At 50.3% G+C, this 16,068-nt stretch carries 26 protein-coding genes; 13 read left to right on the forward strand and 13 right to left on the reverse strand.

Annotated elements, in window-relative coordinates; translation table 11 throughout:
* Window positions 1-116: 116 nt before the first annotated feature.
* From ABLV66_RS07830 to ABLV66_RS07870, 9 genes are all read right to left on the reverse strand, one after another.
* A complete protein-coding gene (locus ABLV66_RS07830; protein ID WP_348876069.1) occupies window positions 117-1,295 on the reverse strand; it encodes a phage integrase Arm DNA-binding domain-containing protein in 1,179 nt (392 codons plus the stop codon).
* Between the two features lie 2 nt (window positions 1,296-1,297).
* Complete coding sequence (locus ABLV66_RS07835; RefSeq protein WP_045419636.1) at window positions 1,298-1,507, reverse strand: hypothetical protein; 210 nt, start codon at window positions 1,505-1,507, stop codon at window positions 1,298-1,300.
* Window positions 1,508-1,548: 41 nt separating this feature from the next.
* Entirely contained in the window at window positions 1,549-2,040 is a 492-nt protein-coding gene (locus ABLV66_RS07840; RefSeq protein ID WP_348876068.1) for a DUF3850 domain-containing protein, read from the reverse strand.
* Entirely contained in the window at window positions 2,037-2,324 is a 288-nt protein-coding gene (locus ABLV66_RS07845; RefSeq protein ID WP_348876066.1) for a hypothetical protein, read from the reverse strand. The genes ABLV66_RS07840 and ABLV66_RS07845 overlap by 4 nt, the downstream gene beginning before the upstream one ends.
* Complete coding sequence (locus ABLV66_RS07850) at window positions 2,317-2,775, reverse strand: ead/Ea22-like family protein (RefSeq protein ID WP_348876064.1); 459 nt, start codon at window positions 2,773-2,775, stop codon at window positions 2,317-2,319. The genes ABLV66_RS07845 and ABLV66_RS07850 overlap by 8 nt, the downstream gene beginning before the upstream one ends.
* Window positions 2,768-2,965 (reverse strand): hypothetical protein, encoded by a 198-nt coding sequence (locus ABLV66_RS07855; RefSeq protein WP_084816722.1) that lies wholly within the window; start codon window positions 2,963-2,965, stop codon window positions 2,768-2,770. Before ABLV66_RS07855 ends, ABLV66_RS07850 begins: the two co-directional genes overlap by 8 nt.
* Entirely contained in the window at window positions 2,965-3,492 is a 528-nt protein-coding gene (locus tag ABLV66_RS07860; RefSeq protein WP_348876062.1) for an HD family hydrolase, read from the reverse strand. Before ABLV66_RS07860 ends, ABLV66_RS07855 begins: the two co-directional genes overlap by 1 nt.
* A 132-nt stretch (window positions 3,493-3,624) precedes the next feature.
* Window positions 3,625-4,455: a YfdQ family protein gene (locus tag ABLV66_RS07865; protein WP_047050077.1), complete on the reverse strand. Its 831-nt coding sequence runs from the start codon at window positions 4,453-4,455 to the stop codon at window positions 3,625-3,627.
* Window positions 4,456-4,507: 52 nt separating this feature from the next.
* Window positions 4,508-4,879, reverse strand: a complete 372-nt coding sequence (locus ABLV66_RS07870) for a YfdP family phage-associated protein (RefSeq protein WP_045419620.1) — start codon at window positions 4,877-4,879, stop codon at window positions 4,508-4,510.
* 782 nt (window positions 4,880-5,661) lie between these two features.
* Here ABLV66_RS07870 and ABLV66_RS07875 point away from each other — a divergent pair.
* Window positions 5,662-5,895: a hypothetical protein gene (locus ABLV66_RS07875; protein ID WP_183268869.1), complete on the forward strand. Its 234-nt coding sequence runs from the start codon at window positions 5,662-5,664 to the stop codon at window positions 5,893-5,895.
* 384 nt (window positions 5,896-6,279) lie between these two features.
* Here the strand turns inward: ABLV66_RS07875 and ABLV66_RS07880 are convergent, their stop codons facing one another.
* Window positions 6,280-6,936, reverse strand: coding sequence for a LexA family protein (locus tag ABLV66_RS07880; RefSeq protein WP_348876061.1), 657 nt, complete (start codon window positions 6,934-6,936; stop codon window positions 6,280-6,282).
* A gap of 99 nt (window positions 6,937-7,035) precedes the next feature.
* On the opposite strand from ABLV66_RS07880, the gene ABLV66_RS07885 reads away from it, so the two are divergent.
* The 9 genes from ABLV66_RS07885 to ABLV66_RS07925 are packed head-to-tail and all read left to right on the forward strand — an operon-like array spanning window position 7,036 to window position 13,139.
* Complete coding sequence (locus ABLV66_RS07885) at window positions 7,036-7,233, forward strand: Cro/CI family transcriptional regulator (protein ID WP_047077464.1); 198 nt, start codon at window positions 7,036-7,038, stop codon at window positions 7,231-7,233.
* A 28-nt stretch (window positions 7,234-7,261) separates the two neighbouring features.
* On the forward strand, window positions 7,262-7,819 hold the full coding sequence (locus ABLV66_RS07890) for a YmfL family putative regulatory protein (protein WP_348876060.1): 558 nt from the start codon (window positions 7,262-7,264) through the stop codon (window positions 7,817-7,819).
* Complete coding sequence (locus tag ABLV66_RS07895; RefSeq protein ID WP_348876059.1) at window positions 7,816-8,013, forward strand: hypothetical protein; 198 nt, start codon at window positions 7,816-7,818, stop codon at window positions 8,011-8,013. The genes ABLV66_RS07890 and ABLV66_RS07895 overlap by 4 nt, the downstream gene beginning before the upstream one ends.
* A complete protein-coding gene (locus ABLV66_RS07900; protein WP_081050453.1) occupies window positions 7,994-8,713 on the forward strand; it encodes a phage antirepressor KilAC domain-containing protein in 720 nt (239 codons plus the stop codon). The genes ABLV66_RS07895 and ABLV66_RS07900 overlap by 20 nt, the downstream gene beginning before the upstream one ends.
* Window position 8,714: 1 nt before the next feature.
* Window positions 8,715-8,894 (forward strand): DUF4222 domain-containing protein, encoded by a 180-nt coding sequence (locus ABLV66_RS07905; protein ID WP_348876058.1) that lies wholly within the window; start codon window positions 8,715-8,717, stop codon window positions 8,892-8,894.
* Window positions 8,891-10,048: a conserved phage C-terminal domain-containing protein gene (locus ABLV66_RS07910; protein ID WP_348876056.1), complete on the forward strand. Its 1,158-nt coding sequence runs from the start codon at window positions 8,891-8,893 to the stop codon at window positions 10,046-10,048. The genes ABLV66_RS07905 and ABLV66_RS07910 overlap by 4 nt, the downstream gene beginning before the upstream one ends.
* Entirely contained in the window at window positions 10,045-11,364 is a 1,320-nt protein-coding gene (locus ABLV66_RS07915) for a phage N-6-adenine-methyltransferase (RefSeq protein ID WP_348876055.1), read from the forward strand. The genes ABLV66_RS07910 and ABLV66_RS07915 overlap by 4 nt, the downstream gene beginning before the upstream one ends.
* Window positions 11,361-12,419 carry a DUF968 domain-containing protein gene (locus ABLV66_RS07920; protein ID WP_084816681.1) on the forward strand — a complete coding sequence of 353 codons (1,059 nt, stop codon included), beginning with the start codon at window positions 11,361-11,363 and terminating at the stop codon, window positions 12,417-12,419. Before ABLV66_RS07915 ends, ABLV66_RS07920 begins: the two co-directional genes overlap by 4 nt.
* 21 nt (window positions 12,420-12,440) lie before the next feature.
* Entirely contained in the window at window positions 12,441-13,139 is a 699-nt protein-coding gene (locus ABLV66_RS07925; protein WP_348876054.1) for a bacteriophage antitermination protein Q, read from the forward strand.
* A 113-nt stretch (window positions 13,140-13,252) separates the two neighbouring features.
* Here the strand turns inward: ABLV66_RS07925 and ABLV66_RS07930 are convergent, their stop codons facing one another.
* From ABLV66_RS07930 to ABLV66_RS07940, 3 genes are all read right to left on the reverse strand, one after another.
* On the reverse strand, window positions 13,253-13,732 hold the full coding sequence (locus tag ABLV66_RS07930; RefSeq protein ID WP_320944808.1) for a hypothetical protein: 480 nt from the start codon (window positions 13,730-13,732) through the stop codon (window positions 13,253-13,255).
* 212 nt (window positions 13,733-13,944) lie between these two features.
* Window positions 13,945-14,355, reverse strand: coding sequence for a type II toxin-antitoxin system HicB family antitoxin (locus ABLV66_RS07935; RefSeq protein WP_320944809.1), 411 nt, complete (start codon window positions 14,353-14,355; stop codon window positions 13,945-13,947).
* Between the two features lie 63 nt (window positions 14,356-14,418).
* The gene (locus ABLV66_RS07940; protein WP_032423251.1) at window positions 14,419-14,607 is read right to left on the reverse strand and encodes a type II toxin-antitoxin system HicA family toxin; all 189 of its coding nucleotides are present in this window, start codon (window positions 14,605-14,607) and stop codon (window positions 14,419-14,421) included.
* A 135-nt stretch (window positions 14,608-14,742) separates the two neighbouring features.
* On the opposite strand from ABLV66_RS07940, the gene ABLV66_RS07945 reads away from it, so the two are divergent.
* Genes ABLV66_RS07945 through ABLV66_RS07955 form a run of 3 tightly spaced genes read left to right on the forward strand, consistent with a single transcriptional unit; the run spans window position 14,743 to window position 16,047 of the window.
* Window positions 14,743-14,985 (forward strand): class II holin family protein, encoded by a 243-nt coding sequence (locus tag ABLV66_RS07945; protein ID WP_164485153.1) that lies wholly within the window; start codon window positions 14,743-14,745, stop codon window positions 14,983-14,985.
* A gap of 1 nt (window position 14,986) precedes the next feature.
* Window positions 14,987-15,520, forward strand: coding sequence for a lysozyme (locus tag ABLV66_RS07950; protein WP_004122979.1), 534 nt, complete (start codon window positions 14,987-14,989; stop codon window positions 15,518-15,520).
* The gene (locus ABLV66_RS07955) at window positions 15,517-16,047 is read left to right on the forward strand and encodes a DUF2514 domain-containing protein (RefSeq protein WP_348876052.1); all 531 of its coding nucleotides are present in this window, start codon (window positions 15,517-15,519) and stop codon (window positions 16,045-16,047) included. Before ABLV66_RS07950 ends, ABLV66_RS07955 begins: the two co-directional genes overlap by 4 nt.
* Window positions 16,048-16,068 lie beyond the last annotated feature (21 nt).

Consider the following 16,068-nt stretch of genomic DNA (forward strand, 5'->3'; position numbering starts at 1 on the left):
TTGAGCTTGGTTAAAGCTTTTTATATAAAATCCGCTTGCGGCACAAAGCATTTTTATTATAATTAATTAGCTCTGTGCCGCAACATTTTTCATGAAAAGTCTAAGTCATTGTGCTTTTAACCAGCCTTTATTTCTCCATGTGGAACGACAACCCAATCGATATGGTTTTGCGTGTAAATCTTGGTCGACTTCGCATCACTGTGCGCCATTCGTCCTTGCGGATCGATACCTTGCTGATCAAAAAGATGGGCGGCCAGCGCTCGAATTTCGTGAAAGGTTGGTCTTTCGTCCATCGCCAGTTTGTCGCATAAGCCTAGTTTGTCGCGCACCGCTGAAAAGGCCCGGCTCAGATAGTCCGGCGCAACCTGTGTTGGGTGTGAAACTTCTTTACTACGCTTAACCTGCCTGTCTGGAATCCGGTGAACGATAAACGGGCTGGCTACATTATCGCGGCTTTCGTCAATAATCCGCTTCAACTCTTCCCCGATCGGGATTGCGACATGCGAGGCCTCTTTCTTCTGCACTTTCTGGCGGTGGATGTACAGCGTGCCATAAATCCCGTTTTCCGACTGTGCAAGCCATACGCACCCGCAGACGCCATCTTTTGGCTCACTGATTGAATATCGGATTCGTGACACCTCAAGGCGCGCATGCGTCGTCTGCAATGCTAAATCCATAGCAGTACGTAGCCATGGTTCGGCAGCGCGTCTGATGGCTTTAAAGTGTTCGAGTGACAGGCGCTGCCGTTTCTTCTCCTCAGTCCTGCGCATCTTTTTACGTGTGGCCGGGTTATCAAACATTAATGATTCATCGACCGCATAGGAGAAAAGTTTTTTAAGGAAGCTGACTTTCCTATTCTGTACGTTTGCTGAAGCTTCAGCATGATAATGGTTTATGTAGGCGTTTACATGCTCCAGTTCAATATCGCAAGCGGGAATATTGATAAAAAATTCTTTCACACGAATGGCATCATTATTCCAATCGTCGAGGGTATTTTGTGATGGCCGCTCATTCTCAATTGCTCGCTTCATAATATGGTCTACATATTCAGCAAATGGTTTGGCCTCACCAGCGATACCACCTGATTCCCTAATTAATATATCAACAGATGGCGCGTTTAATGGTCTCATTCTTAGGTTATATTCGCGAGCTACAGCAATCGCCATAGCTCGATCTTTACCAAGGTTTTTTTTCTTTCCTGTTATAAGCGTAAATTTATAAACACCGCGATCTTTATCAAATAAAAGATATTCAGGAAGGTGGCGATATTCTCTTTTTCTTGGTCTGGCTGCCATGGTCAACCTTCATTTATTAACTGTCGAACCGTATGATTAACCATTGAGTCGACTCCCCATTTTTCAGACTCGAAGACGAAAACAGAACCGTCAACGATCTTCCCAGTGAGTAGTCCATTTTCAACCCAACGTTTAATGGTTCGGTTATCCGGAATAGAGTCTTTGGCAAATTCGCGTTTGCCCCATTGACTCGCTTTCATTAGTTTTGCCATGACAAGATCTCCATACAGCCCGGCTGCACCCGGGCGTTAGATTAATTCTTCGGTGCTGGTGGAATGGCTACGAGCATATATTCAGTGGGTACCTTCGGCACCATCACGTAACCATCCGGCACTACAGGCACTTGCTGCGCGTGGCGATAGAGCGGAATATCTCGACCATGCGAGTTATCAGGGAAACCACGCAGGTATAACCCGGTTGCCTGCATATTGGTAATTTCGCATTTTTCAGTCCATGCTACCGGCTCGCTGTCCAGCGCCTCTCTCTCGATGCTCAGCATGACATAACCCGGCATTAACTCGCCAACATCAGCTATGTGAGTGATTTTAGCGTTGATGAATTCTCCTGTTGGAAAGCTACTACCGCGTGGCGTCTCAATTAGGTGAAGAGTGTCGCCAACACGATAATCACGGTCATTTTTACGCAGTTCCGCACGTTTAACGCCAGTACACACAACAGAGAAGAACTCCGGGTAAATTTTCAGGTAGTGAGTAATTGGCTCTCTGGTTATGTTTGATTTGGTCATTGGTTGGCTCCCGTCGTATTTACCTGGTTGCGGTTAGAGCGGCACACCAATGCCCAAAAATTCATATCGCAAATCAGCGCCACTCGCATTTCCGCAGTAAAGCGACAGCCAAGCTTATTTGACTTGCCAACTGACCGCCGACGCTTGCGCATTATCTTGCGTGTGTGAGCCGCCTGTACCTCAACCTGCCGATGCCTCGATGCATAGACACCCTTAACAGGGATTTTCCGCGCCTGTTTCTGGTAAGCCGTTAACAGGTCATGTACGTCTGATGATTTAGCCATTATTCTGCTCTCCTTCGATAACATTGACTCCAGCGACGCGCATTTCATGAATGGCGTTGTCATTACCGGCACACCAACCCTCGGCATAATCCCGGCTAAACCCGCTCATGTGCATAACTTCGCCAACGGAGCGCTTCGGCAGCTTCACGGTGCGGGGCTCCAGCTCGGCGATGCGCTGCTCAGCCGCCTTGCGCTTGCGGAACTGGGCTTTGCGACTTGCTTTGAGGTTATGCTTAGCCAGTTCAGCCATATATAGTTGATGCTCAGCGTTAGCCAAGCGCTGACGAACTTCATCGTTCTCCAGTTCATCAATTCGCTGCTGCGCCTTCTCCAGCGCCTCTACCAGCGCGTCGATGTCTTTCAGCTTTACAAACGTAATGCTATCCCCAAACTCTTTTGCGTGGGCTGAGCGGCGCTTGAGGCTGGTTAACAGTCGGGTGATATCAGTCATTGCTAACCTCGCGAAGCTTGGCAATATCGGCGGACAGCGCGGTATTAATATCCATCGATTCAGTCAGAGCGACATAAGTTACATCCAGACGGGTAGCGACATCACGCATCAGTTTTGCCTCTGCTGGTGGCAAACCCTGTGATGCGGCATAAGCTGCCGCAACGAGGTCTTTTACTTTTACGTGTGCCATTAGCGCTGCTCCATCAGCTGGTTAAAGCGGTTCATGAACATGCCGTAAGACTGCCCAGGGCGGACCGGGTTAATAACGAATTGGTCGGTAGGAATAATTCCATCGAGCATAGGCCAGTGCGTGCTGTCGTCGATCTCGAAATCACGGCGTTCGCTGGCCAGCATGACTAAGTCTGCATATTTAACGGTGGGGTGCTGCTCTGCCGGCAGACCAAACTTTCTGCGGATCGCCGCATCAACACGTTTTTCTATAACCTGGTAGTCGGGCAGTAATCGCTTAAGCGGCGCAGGGATGTCTTGCATATAAGCCTCTGCCGCGTCATGCAGTAAAGCCTCGAGTGCGAATTCCTGAGGTACCAGGTGGCTAACCAGAACGCTATGCTGGCCGACGCTGTAGAACTCCGGCAGATGGCCGGCAAAGCGGCAGATGTGCGAGAGGGCTGTTGCAATGTCCTCAATGACGATAGCGTCCTCTTGAATATCGTTATAGTTAAAGTGCTTGCCAGACAGTGTTTGAATAAAGCTCATCGTATTTCTCCGTTTAATAGCGCTCTGCACAGCGCTAAATTTTGGGTGTAGAAATCCCTCGCCACGTGGCGATTAATTGCAGGATTACGCTTTAATAAATCCCCGCGGCGCCGGGGATTTAATGGAGAGCAATCAGGCTTTGAAGTTGCCGATAAAGGTTTCCACTGGCTTGCCGTCGAACTTACCAGTCAGCAGATCGCGGAACTCATTAGCGATAGCTTCTTCCTGGGCTTCCAGCTGGACGATACGCAGGACGAATACCGGGTCAGAACTTTTCAGCAGACTATTGCGCAGGCTGAATGCTCGTTCGCCGAGTCCTTCATACGGCACACATTTGAACTCGAACGCTACCGGCATCACGTCTTTACTGCTGGCTTCGATACTCTGCATCAGCGATTTTTTGCCACTGAAATCACCATCCTCATGATCGGAGGCGTTAGTTTGCTGAATGGTGACGCGGCGAACTGCCTGTGCTGCCTGGGCGATTTTCATCGTGTTGCCGTCGGCATCGAAGGCAATAAGGTAATCGCTCCAGTCTTCTAGCCATTCGGCAATTTGCTTCTGATTGAGGTGATCGCCGTTGATCGACAGCAGCGCGCGGAACGGTGCGGTTTTCTTCAGTTTGATCGAAGCAACATTATCAGCGTGGCCTGGGTTATCCAGCGTACCGATGTTGAAGATAGAGCGCGCCAGCATGTTATCTGCATCGATGAAGCAACGGGCTTTTTCGTCTTCCTGGGCATAACCAACGGAATAGCGAACGAAATCGTCAATGCTGGTTGTGTCCATAGCGCCGCGGAAGCGGTAACGCTCCAGTGCGAAACGCTCAAGGCTCGCGACGGTGGTACCTTCCGGCAGAATAGTCGTCGGGCAGGCCAGACCGTGAATGTCGTTCAGGTGGTAGCCTGAAAGCACTAGGTCTTTAATTTGGTTAATTGCGCTGCTGTCTAATTGCTGGGACATAAAATTTCCTTAAAGATGAATACAGTTAAACTAAAAGCACGTTAATCGCGGCCTACTGAGCCGCTCGCAGCTTTGCATCCGGATCCCCGCCCAGAGTAAACAGGTTGCCCTGGTCTTCCTGCAGGATGGTCAGCTTGCCGCCGCGGTTCACGAACATCGGCGTTTCTGTCGTGTCTTCTTCGGAAACTTTGCCGCGTGGGGTGGGGGTGACGTACTGCAGCTTGTGTTTGATCATTACTCGCTTTTCTTCGATCGAATTACCCATGCGGTCGATGTCGAAAGTGAGCACAACTTTGCCTTTGCTACCGTTGTTCAGAACGCCCAGCGCGGCGGTATTGAGCGCCCCGGCGATTTTGTTCATGAACACGCCAGCATCCAATTCACCCAGGAAGTCCGGGACATTGGTCATGCGATCATTGCTCATAGCACTACCTCTTAGTTAGGGCGGCTGCCACCGCCGACAGTTTCTCCATACACAACAGGGAAGAGCACCAGTTCAGAGCCTGAAGGAGAGAGGGTCCACGCTGTGAACCCGGTTCCGGGTAGGGTTAGTTCCCGGCGCCGGTGGTGCTCTTTCCTGTTGTGTAAAAAAAGGGCCCATCGGGGAGACTGGGCAAAGACTACACACAACAATTTGAGTTGTGGCGGTGGTGCCTCCACCTGCCGGAACGGCCAGGCCCGGCGACGACACTTAACAAAACGATCATTCATTTCAAAAGTTGAATTAATGGCCACGCCGCGAGCGCTGAGCCGCATTACCACAACGGAAAGGGGCCGCGTAACCTGGCGCCGATCTGGCCGCTGCTCGGTTTGTACCGGATTCGTCCCCGGCCACTGGCGCAGACAACAAAGCTTCTATGCGCGTTCCAACCAGCCCCTTTCCTGTTGTGTCCCGGACTCTTCCCGGGCGTCACACCTTTTCGCCGCGCTGGTGGAGCGCACGTCGTGCCTGAAACACTTAGCTTGCACATTCCGGCTGTTCTGAGAGTTGATGGATAAAGGAACTCTCAGGCCGCTAACGCTGCATGTGCCATACAACGGTCGTGAATTTTGCCGTTCACAACTGGAAGCGCACTCCTTCAGTTACAAACCGATCCCCACCGGAAAGAAGGGGAATGCGCTTTCATGTTGTGTGCCTGTCTTTTAACCACATCAGGCTCAGTGGTGATATATTGGGAGTTCTCACACACCCAATAAGGCAAGTCCATGAATAACGAACTTATGGAGTTAAGGATTTCTGCCATTGAGGCTGCAGTTAAAACTATTTCAGCAGCCATATGTGCTAATGAAGGCCCGGTCTCCGAAGATTTGCAAAACCAAATCAAAATTCTACGCAACCAACTTGCTAGTCCAGGAAGGACTGTGGGTCAGGAGGCAATTACTTATCAGGTAATTAAGCTTCTTGATCCGCTTCATTGCGATCCTTGGGAACCGTTTTGAAAACGGTCTCATTTAGATGAGCCATCTTTGACTTTGCGCGCTCCCTCCGCTCTGAATAATGTGTTAACTGCATGCAGTAAAGAGCGTTAAAAACAGCTGCTTGAAATTTCAGAAATTCCGCCTCACTGTTGCATTCAGCAGTGGGGCTTCCGTCTACGATTAACTCAATTTTCATCTTTAACTTGCTGCTCCTTTGCTACCCGCTTCTAAGACACCTGTCAGCGAATCATCCGGTTATTCATACGCCACCGGCGGCTACTTCGTGGGCATCCTGCCTGTTCGCTGTTGATGTGATTAATGTAGGGTAACTTACATTGAAAGGTCAAGTGAAAATGTTGGATAACTTACATGGAGGGGCAAAAAAAAACCGGAGGACCCGGTTTCTTATAAATCCATTATTACCTGTCTTACTAGCCCTACCAATCGGCAGTTGCCATTAACCTCTAGCATCCTGTAATTAGGATTGAGAGGTACCAGATATTTCAGCGGACCATCCATGACGAACTTTTTAATGGTTGCTTCATCGCTACCAATGAGCTGAGCAATTACAATTTTGCCATTAGCTTGGTTAGCATCTCCAAAATCAGGTTCAACGACGACAATTGACCCCTCCGGAATGCTTGGGGCGCCGGAGGGGTTGGTCATCGAGTCACCACGAACAATTAGAGCGAATGCATTCTCAGAGACTGCTGCTGAGGTGTAGACCCAGTCCCGAATATCACGTTCTGTAATTGCACCACTATTAGCCGTCCATTCACCGGCCTGGACCCAGGTAAGCACTGGGACTGACCTAATTCCGAATCTTTGTTCGGGGTTTATAGTTGGATGCTGCTGGCTCTCATCATCCTTGCCTTCCAATAGCCACTGCGGGCTCTTTTCTAATGCAGCCGAAAGCGCCTGGAGGTTTTCACCACCGGGTTTGTAGTCACCTGACTCCCAGCCGGTGATGGTGACGCGATTAACCCCGACGAGCTTTGCCAGAACGGCTTGCGTCATCTTTAGCTCTTTGCGTCTGCTTCGGATTCGATCATTCATTTTCATGTAGGCAATCCTACCACTTTCTGATGTAGGAGTGCTTGACCATGATATGTAAGATATCCTACTATCATCACACTGCATTACCTAACTCCAGAGGGAAAAATGAAAAAAAGTGACGTTATTTCTTACTTCGGAGGCGTCGGGAAAACCGCTAAGGCGCTGAATATCTCACACGCTTCCGTATCAGGTTGGGATGAGGTTATCCCAAAAGGGCGGGCGTTTGAGATACAGGCGCTTACGAAAGGTGATTTGAAAGTTGACCAATCACTTTATGAGAAGCGTAGCCACTCAGTCGCATGATTAAAACCACAGAAGCGAGGGGTAAGCCGTGGGTAACGAGCCAATTTGGAAAGTAGTGCGTCAACCAGCTTGGCTGGTGGCCGCAATCAAGAAAACGATTACTGAACTGCCTGGAGGTTATGCCGAGGCGGCTGAATGGCTGGGTGTAACTGAAAACGCCTTATTCAACCGCCTGCGCGTCGATGGTGATCAGATCTTCCCGTTTGGATGGGTGATGGTGCTGCAGCGTGCTGGTGGTACAAGTCATATCGCTGACGCGGTAGCGCGCCAATCCGGTGGGGTTTTTGTTCCGCTTGCGGATATTGAAGAAGTGGATAACGCGGATATCAATCAGCGCCTGCTTGAGGTTATCGAACAGATAACAGCCTATTCGCAACAGATTCGCGCAGCGATCGAAGATGGTGTGATTGAGCCGCATGAACGGGCGGTGATCGATGGGGAGCTCTATAGCTCTATTCAAAAACTTCAGGAGCATTCGGCTCTTGTTTATCGCATTTTCTGCCAGCCAGAAAAGAATGACGCCCGCGAGTGTGCAGCTCCGGGCGTCGTGGCGAATAAATCAATGTGTATGGAGAAATCCGCATGAGCAATTTAACCGCAAATAATCAGCGTTCGCAACTTCGCGCATTGCCAGTTCGCGGTGGTAAAAGCGTTATTGCGTATTGCTATGCCGTAAGAATACCGGGTGGGTGGGCCCAGGTTAACCACAGCTTTACCGAATGGGCTGTGGGGGATTTTATTACAAAGGGAGGGAAGCAGAATGGCGCAGCAGGTAAATAACCAGCCGACTTCATCTTTAGTTCATGCCTCTCCTTACATCGCTGGCGCCGCTACCATGAGCAGCCGTGAGATATCTTCTCTCACTGGCAAGCAGCATAAGCATGTGGTGCGTGACATCGAAGCGATGATGCAGCAGTTGGGAGAGTCACTGGAGGGGTATGCCCATTATTGGACACACCCCCAAAACCACCAGCAATACCGGGAATACCGCCTAGACCGTGAGCATACAGAATGTTTAATCGCGGGGTACAGCGCGCCGCTACGCATGAAGATTATCCGTCGTTTGCGTGAGCTTGAGGGAAGCGCCAACGCTATACCGCAAACATTGCCAGAGGCACTTCGCCTGGCAGCCGACATGGCTGAAAGAAATGCGAAGCTCTCACTTAAGGTCCAGCAGGACGCGCCCAAGGTGGCGTTTGTGAATCAGTATGTCGAAGCCGGCGGTGCCAAAAGTCTGCGTGAAACCGCAAAAATCCTGAATATGCCGGAAAAGGCCATGATCGACACGCTTCTGCGTGACAAGGTGCTGTTCCGTCAGTCCGGCAATTTGCTACCTCATGCCCTGCGTCAGCGCGAAGGCCTGTTTACCGTCAAAACGGGTACATCTGATTATGGCCATGCCTACACCCAAACCCGAGTAACTCCCCGCGGCGTCCAGTGGATAGCACAGCGTTACGCCTCTGAACTGATGGGAGGTTGATTTGGAAGAGAATATTCAACCAATGGACCGCCTTTATCGCGATCAGCACGGCATTGTTGTGCATGTGACTGGCTATGACGCTGGACGCCAGCGTGTGATTTACCGCCGCCCGGGATATGAGTGGGAGTGTGTTGCTCCGATGATCATCTTCCGCGCCAGATTCAAGAGGATTGATCAGTGAGCACCCTCATTCAGTTACTTGATCGCCCAATCGCTTATAACCCGGCGTTTGCCAAGCTGCGTGTGGGGAAGGTAAAAGCTGGACCTGTTGCCGCTGTTTTCCTTTCTCAGATGGTTTACTGGCATAACCGTATGGACGGCGGCTGGATGTATAAAACCCAGGCTGACATTGCTTCCGAGACAGCGCTGACCCGGGACGAGCAGGAAACCGCTCGCAAGCGTCTTATTGCTCTGGGTGTATTGGAGGAAGACCGTCGTGGGGTTCCAGCAACAATGCACTATCGCATCAACGCTGAACGCCTGGAAGCTCTGCTAATTGAAATGGCGAAGCCAGCGAAGAAGGTCACTAAGGATAAATCCAGATTGCGGGATGTCCAGAATGTGGAAACGCCGCAATCTGGATTGGTGCAATCCCGCAAACTAGATTGCGGTGATGCCGCAAACAAGAATGTGGAAATGCCGCAAACAAGTATGGGTGATTCCCCCGAACAAGCATGTGGGGGTCCCGCAAACTTTCCTACAGGAGATTACACAGAGACTACTCAGGAGAATACACAGGGTAATTCAAAACCCTCTTGTCCGGTTGCTGCGCAACCCGACCCTGAAGTGGTTATCACTGACAATGCGATCGCTGTGCTCAAGCACCTGAACGCCGTCACCGGGAAACAATTCCGAACCGGGAAGACCTCACTGGAGAATATTAGAGCCCGCCTGCGTGATGATTACACGGTGCAGCAGCTGCTGCTGGTTGTTGACTACAAGCATGTGCATTGGGAGGACACCGAACATTACGAATACATGCAGCCCTCCACGCTGTTTCGACCGACAAAGTTTGAAGGATATTTGCAGAATGCTACCCGCTGGGAAAGCCGTGGTCGCCCAGCCCGTGAAAGTTGGGGGAAGGGGAAAAAACAGACCGAACTGCCAAACAGCTACAGCCAGGATGCTGGCGTCGATATTGCCGAACGTGACCTTGCTTGGCGCCGCTACCACGACCTTGAGGCTGACAACGAACCGAAGAGCGAGATTGAGGTACAAGTCCGAGCCAGGGCCGATCGCGATGGTTTGAAAGCAAAGGGGCATGACCACGGTTTGGCTCAATTTGGATGGAACAATATCTGGTCTGTAGTGGCCAAGAACGGAGGAGCAGCATGAATCTTAGTCCTTACAGCCAGGCACTGGCGCAACTGCGCGCCCAGGAAGCGCATTATTTAAAAGAAGTTGGCGATCAATGGCGGACTCCGGATCTGTTGTTCTGGGGGGTTAACGCTTTGTTTGGTCCGCTGGTCTTGGACCTGTTTGCCGACGACAGCAACGCAAAATGCCCGGCATGGTATACCGCTGAAGACAATGCGCTGACGCAGGACTGGTCTGGTCGTCTGGTAGATCTCGGCGGCGCAGCCTTCGGCAACCCGCCATATAGCCGCTCGCAATACCATGAAAAACAGGCTATCACCGGCATGAAGCACATCATGAGTTATGCATCTGAGCAGCGAGAAAACGGCGGCCGCTATGTTTTCCTGGTTAAGTCGGCAACGAGTGAGACATGGTGGCCTGAAGATGCTGATCACGTCTGTTTTATCCGCGGTCGCATTGGCTTCGATCTTCCGACCTGGTTTGTGCCAGCGGATGATAAACAGAAACCCACCAGCGCCTTCTTTGCTGGCGCAATAGTGATATTTGATAAGACCTGGCGCGGCGAGCGCTTTAGCTATATCGATCGCGTAGAGCTGGAAGCGAAAGGGCGCGCAAGTATGGCGCTGGCGCAGTTCGCCGTTAGTAAGCAGGCTCAGCCAGCAGAAACGAAAACTATCCCAAACGCCACGGTTGAAACCGAAATACCGCTGCAGCAGTCGGCAATCCTCGATCAGAGTGGTATTCAGGCATGGGCCTGTGTAGTAGCAGCCTTTGGCGATAAGCCAGAGTATACCTTTGCCGAATCTAAGTTTGGGCATACATGGGCGGCGGATTCCGTAGATAAACCAGAGATTACTCCGGTGCATCCTGATGTAATTGCAAAGGCTCAATCTTTAATTGCCTATAAAAATTCGCTAGAGGTGCTGGTGGGATGGCTGAACGATGAAGAATTCGAATCTGATGCTGCCCGGTCCGAAACTATCGAGCGCATGAGTTCTGTCTTTAGTGAGTTTGCGGATGAATGCAAGGTCACGGACTTTATTGTCATTGTAGCTAATCTGGAAAAGTCGAATTGGTTCAATAGTCGAGTGATCCGCAACCATGTTCGTAAAAATATCACTCCAGCCGTTGAGAATCAGGTAGAAGCTCGGATCTGGCCTTTGGAAGTTAATCTGGTTTTTGAACAGGTGGATGGTGCTTCAGAACTGGGTGAGCCTCAGCAAAATAAGGTAAAGGCCCAGATTAATCAGCTCTGGCTGGAGCGCATGGCAAAGGATGAAATTATTGCATTGGCAGCCGGTATGGTGAGTGAGCTATCAGGAGTAGCGGCATGAGAGCGCTGCTAACTCCTGAAGTGGTGCCACGCTTAGGCGTGGTACTGTTTAAGCCAGGTAAAGAACTGATGAGGCTTTTCCGCAACGGGAGAGTGCTAATCGAGTCTGAGCCAAAAAGTATGGCGGGGCTGGAGGCTGGTGCCGTTCCTGACGCGCGCCAGCCACTGGCTGAGGATAAGGAACTGGAGGGCTTTTTTACCAGTGAAAAGGTAATTAATGCGGCGGGCGGCCTGCCTGCCCTTGAATACTGGCTGGAACGCAATAAACGCGAATGTCAGTTTCGCCATTCTGATTATCACCACAATGAACTGGTGACCATGCGTCATCCTCCGGGAGCGATTCAACTCTGTTGGTATTGCGACACGCGCCTGCGGGAACAAACAACGAAAACCCTCAGCGATCTGGCTCGCCGTAATGTTGTCGACTGGATCATTGATACAGCAATTTTGGATCTGCAATTGGGCCTCGAAAGAGAGTTATCCCTCGCAGAGCTGTGCTGGTGGGCAGTATATGCTGGCGTCGCCGATGAGATAACCGAGACGATGGCCCAGCGCGGTCTTCGCTTACCAGAAGATAAATTCCAGTCCGTATATAAAGAAAGCGACATCCGGCCTTCAGTAGCTGCCACCAGCATTTTGCGGGAAAAGTTACCTACAGATGCACCAAAGAAAAACGGCCACAGCCAAAACGCCCTGGCGCTGCCAGAGCAGCCGAAGGTTCTGTCGCTGGCTGTCGATCCTGAGTCGCCTGAATCATTCATGCTTAAACCTAAGCGCCGCCGTTGGGTTAACCAGACATACACCGATTGGGTAAAGCGTCAGCCATGCGAATGCTGTCGTCGCCCCGCAGATGATCCGCATCATGTCATCGGGCATGGCATGGGCGGTACCGCAACCAAAGCCCACGATCTCTTCGTGTTTCCTCTGTGCAGAGAGTGTCACGACGAGCTACATGCCGACGTAAATGCGTTTGAAGAGAAGAACGGCTCACAGCTTCAGCTGTTGTTCCGTTTCCTTGATAGAGCCATAGCGATCGGCGTGATTGTAAAAGCATAAGTGTATGGAGCACTGAGCAGTATGGACCTACAAAATCTGGAATATACCCGTATTGAAGTTCGTCGAGCGTTGTTGGATTCATCCGGCGCAACAAAGGGACAACTCGAGGCATTCAGCGAGAACCCACCAGCAGATAAGAATAAAAATCCACGGCGCGCCAGCCACATGGTCGTTCTTGGTGGGGGGATTGGCTGCGGCCCGTCTGTAGTTAAAGCTCTGACCACTCCTGTTCATGTAATGGAGACCCGCAGCCGCCGCCGACCAATGCCACCCATCAATGATATCGAGTTTGGTTATTCACCGTGGCGCCGGGCTGTGAACCTGCTGGAAGAGCATCACCAGGCATGGGTGCGCTATTGTTATGGCTTCGACCTTAACTTTCGGTACCAGACGATAATGTGCCAACACGTCTGGACTGAATACCAGAACTATCAGGTAGGCAGGGCGATCCAATCGAGAGTTATCAAAAAGCTGGTGGGGCTGGTCTGGTTAGCTGCCCAGGAGGTTGCCGCGACACGGAATAATGAGACTTATAAAGCCTACGCTGGCGCAGCACTGGCGCGTATGGTTTCCGTTGATCGTTCTACATGGAAAAGAGTGTATGCAGGTCATTGGGAGCGGCTTAAAAAGGCTTTCGTTGAGATGGATAGCAACGCATTGCAACACATCTACAGCCATCATGAACTAATAGAAGAGGCCAGAACGGAAAAATGTGATTAAAGTTGGCTATCTTCGTCAAATGGGCTTGCAAAATGCAACAAAATGAGCGATATTTTAGGGTAATTTGATACGTTACCAAAAGTTTATAACCCGCCTCAATGGCGGGTTTTTTATTAAAGTAGGCCTATCGCACCACCAGCGAGAGCTGTGATTAAAGGGTGCTCAGCTAGTTTGCGTAGCAATCCTTTTGCCTCTTCTTTTTGTTCTGTAGTTGTTTCAGCGTTATTGATTAGATTGTTCAGCGTTTCGATGCTATTCGATATTTCTAGACGATTGTGATTACCTATTTGAACATTACCGCCATGAATGTTGATATGCTGAGAGGCAAATGACGGCATGTCTTTTTTGGGGCCAACTTTCAGTTGAAAGTGTGGACCAAAGCCACCGAGTTTAGTGTCGTAGAAATTTGCTTTGTAGATTTCTTTATGTTCTTCCTTACCATTCGGTAGGACTCTAACGACAAAATCTCCATCATCAATATCGGCCATCTTGTCATTTATAACAACAGTATCTCCTGCAAATTTAGCTTTGTATGGCCCCTTGCGTGAACCGTCTTTTTTGAGAATAAAAGCTTCTTCGTTTGCTGTAATCATCTGAGCTCCATTTGTAATTTTTTTACCAGTAAAAACTGGACATTGATCATATAGCTCTTCAATTCGTGAAACGTAAGAGATAGAGATCAATAAATTGAAAAATGTTTGCGTGCAGATGGGATGAGATGATGGGAAAAGGGGGCTTATATGCAGAATTTATTAACTTATATCATTAGTTCAAAGACAAGGCACCCGCAGGTGCCTTGTTATTTTTAGCCTCTTGCTATCTCTTTTCTTGCAATCTCAGAAAGAAAGGCAGAACGGTTTTTGTATCTACCGTGGCTTTCAATGTATCTGTCGATTGCAGTCAACAAGTTGCCAGGCATGGTGAGATTGAACTTGATAGCTTTTGTTTCGTACTTTGCTGGATCTATTTCTACAAGCGCTAGAAAGCCATTATCTGAGGTTAAGCGGTTATCCCCCAGATAATCAGCTGGATCGCGCGGCGCAGGCACATGCCCGCCTTGTTCGGTTAGCACTTCCATGTGCTGACCGAAAGCTGTCTCAGCATCCCTCAATGCCCTTTCGAGGTTGTTCCCGGCAAACATGCAACCTTCGACGTCAGGAAAGTAGCCATCAAAAGTGCCGTCATCGGCTTTGAAAATGAAGAGCGGATAAATCATAGGTACCTCACTAATTGCGTATTGATAACCCTTGCAGAGAGGGGCGGCTTTCGCCGCTCCCTTTTACATCAATTTAAGTCCTGATATCTGTTGAGCCTGTCTAACAATCCCCTTTGAAGAATCCTTTCTGGGGTGGGGAATGGTGATTATTTTCTCTATTCCCGGTTTTGTTAGCGTTACATGGCTTCCTGTCTGTCTTTGCTTAACCCAACCATCAGCTATCAGTTTTTTGATTAACTCTGCACTGCTCATCAATCCTCCGTTTCGTTAACATGTGGGTATTATACCCACCATCGACGAAGCGTGCAATAGTTTAGTGGTTATAGTACCCACCTTTTTTAATCTCACGGTTAACACCTCAGCAGGAGGTGACGGATGAACAAAATCATGCCTGACAAAATCTTTTCAGCGGCTACGTACTGCACGTCAGGCGGCCTGATTTGTACTGGCCTGGCGCGTGTTTATGACTGGTTCCATGGTCTTGACTGGAACTTCATTGCGCTTGTCAGTGGTGTAGTGATCGGCGTCGCCACTTATTTCACGAACCTATATTTCAAACGTCGGCAAACCAAAGCCTATGAGGATGCGCTCAGGCGGGGGTATGTGACGCAACCGCCGCAGGATAAATAAAATGGCATCCCTGAAAACGAAACTCAGCGCAGCCATGCTGGGATTAATAGCGGCTGGTGCATCCGCCCCAACCCTGATGGATCAGTTCCTGGATGAGAAAGAAGGTAACAGCCTTACCGCGTATCGCGATGGTAGCCAGGGTATCTGGACTATTTGCCGAGGTGCCACGCGTATTGATGGTAAACCTGTCACGCAGGGAATGAAGTTAACCCAGGCAAAATGCGACGAGGTGAATGCTATCGAACGTGATAAGGCGCTGGCGTGGGTTGACCGGAATATCCGCGTTCCGTTGACTCCTCCGCAGAAAGTCGGCATTGCTTCATTCTGTCCGTACAACATCGGCCCCGGTAAATGCTTCCCGTCTACATTCTACCAGCGCATCAACGCCGGCGACCGTAAAGGCGCATGTGAAGCGATTCGCTGGTGGATTAAGGACGGTGGGAAGGATTGCCGCATACGCTCTAATAACTGCTATGGGCAGGTAACTCGCCGGGATCAGGAAAGTGCGCTGACGTGCTGGGGGATTGACCAGTGAATGCAACTTACTTAAAGCCAGCTATCGCCGCGGTGATTATTGCTGGTGCCTTTGTTGCTGGTTTAGCCTGGAGCGATCGGGCATGGGAAAAGCGGTGGGCTGAACGTGATAGCACCGAATCGGCTCAGGAAGTTAACGCGCAAACCGCCGCCCGGATGATTGAACAAGGGCGTATGATCGCCCGTGATGAGGCCGTACAAGATGCTCAAGCCCAAACCGCTGCAGCGCGCGCTGCTGCCGCTACTCTCTCTGGCACTGTTAACCAGCTGCGCCAGCAGGCAAAAAACCTTGCCACCCGCCTGGACGCCGCAAAGCACACCGCAAGTCTTGCCGCTACCGTCAGAAGCAAAACAACCGGCGCCACCGCCGGAATGCTCGCCGACATGCTTGGAGACCTTGCAGAAGAGGCTCGACGATATGCTGCAATCGCTGACGAACGCTACACAGCAGGAATGACCTGCGAGCGGATTTACGAATCGGTGAGAACCTCTATCCCTGCGAGGGGTAAAGCTCATGATATCCCTTAGCAGGGTTTAAAATTAGGGAGT

This window comes from Klebsiella sp. CN_Kp073, assembly GCF_040065495.2.
GTDB classification, from domain to species: domain Bacteria; phylum Pseudomonadota; class Gammaproteobacteria; order Enterobacterales; family Enterobacteriaceae; genus Klebsiella; species Klebsiella aerogenes.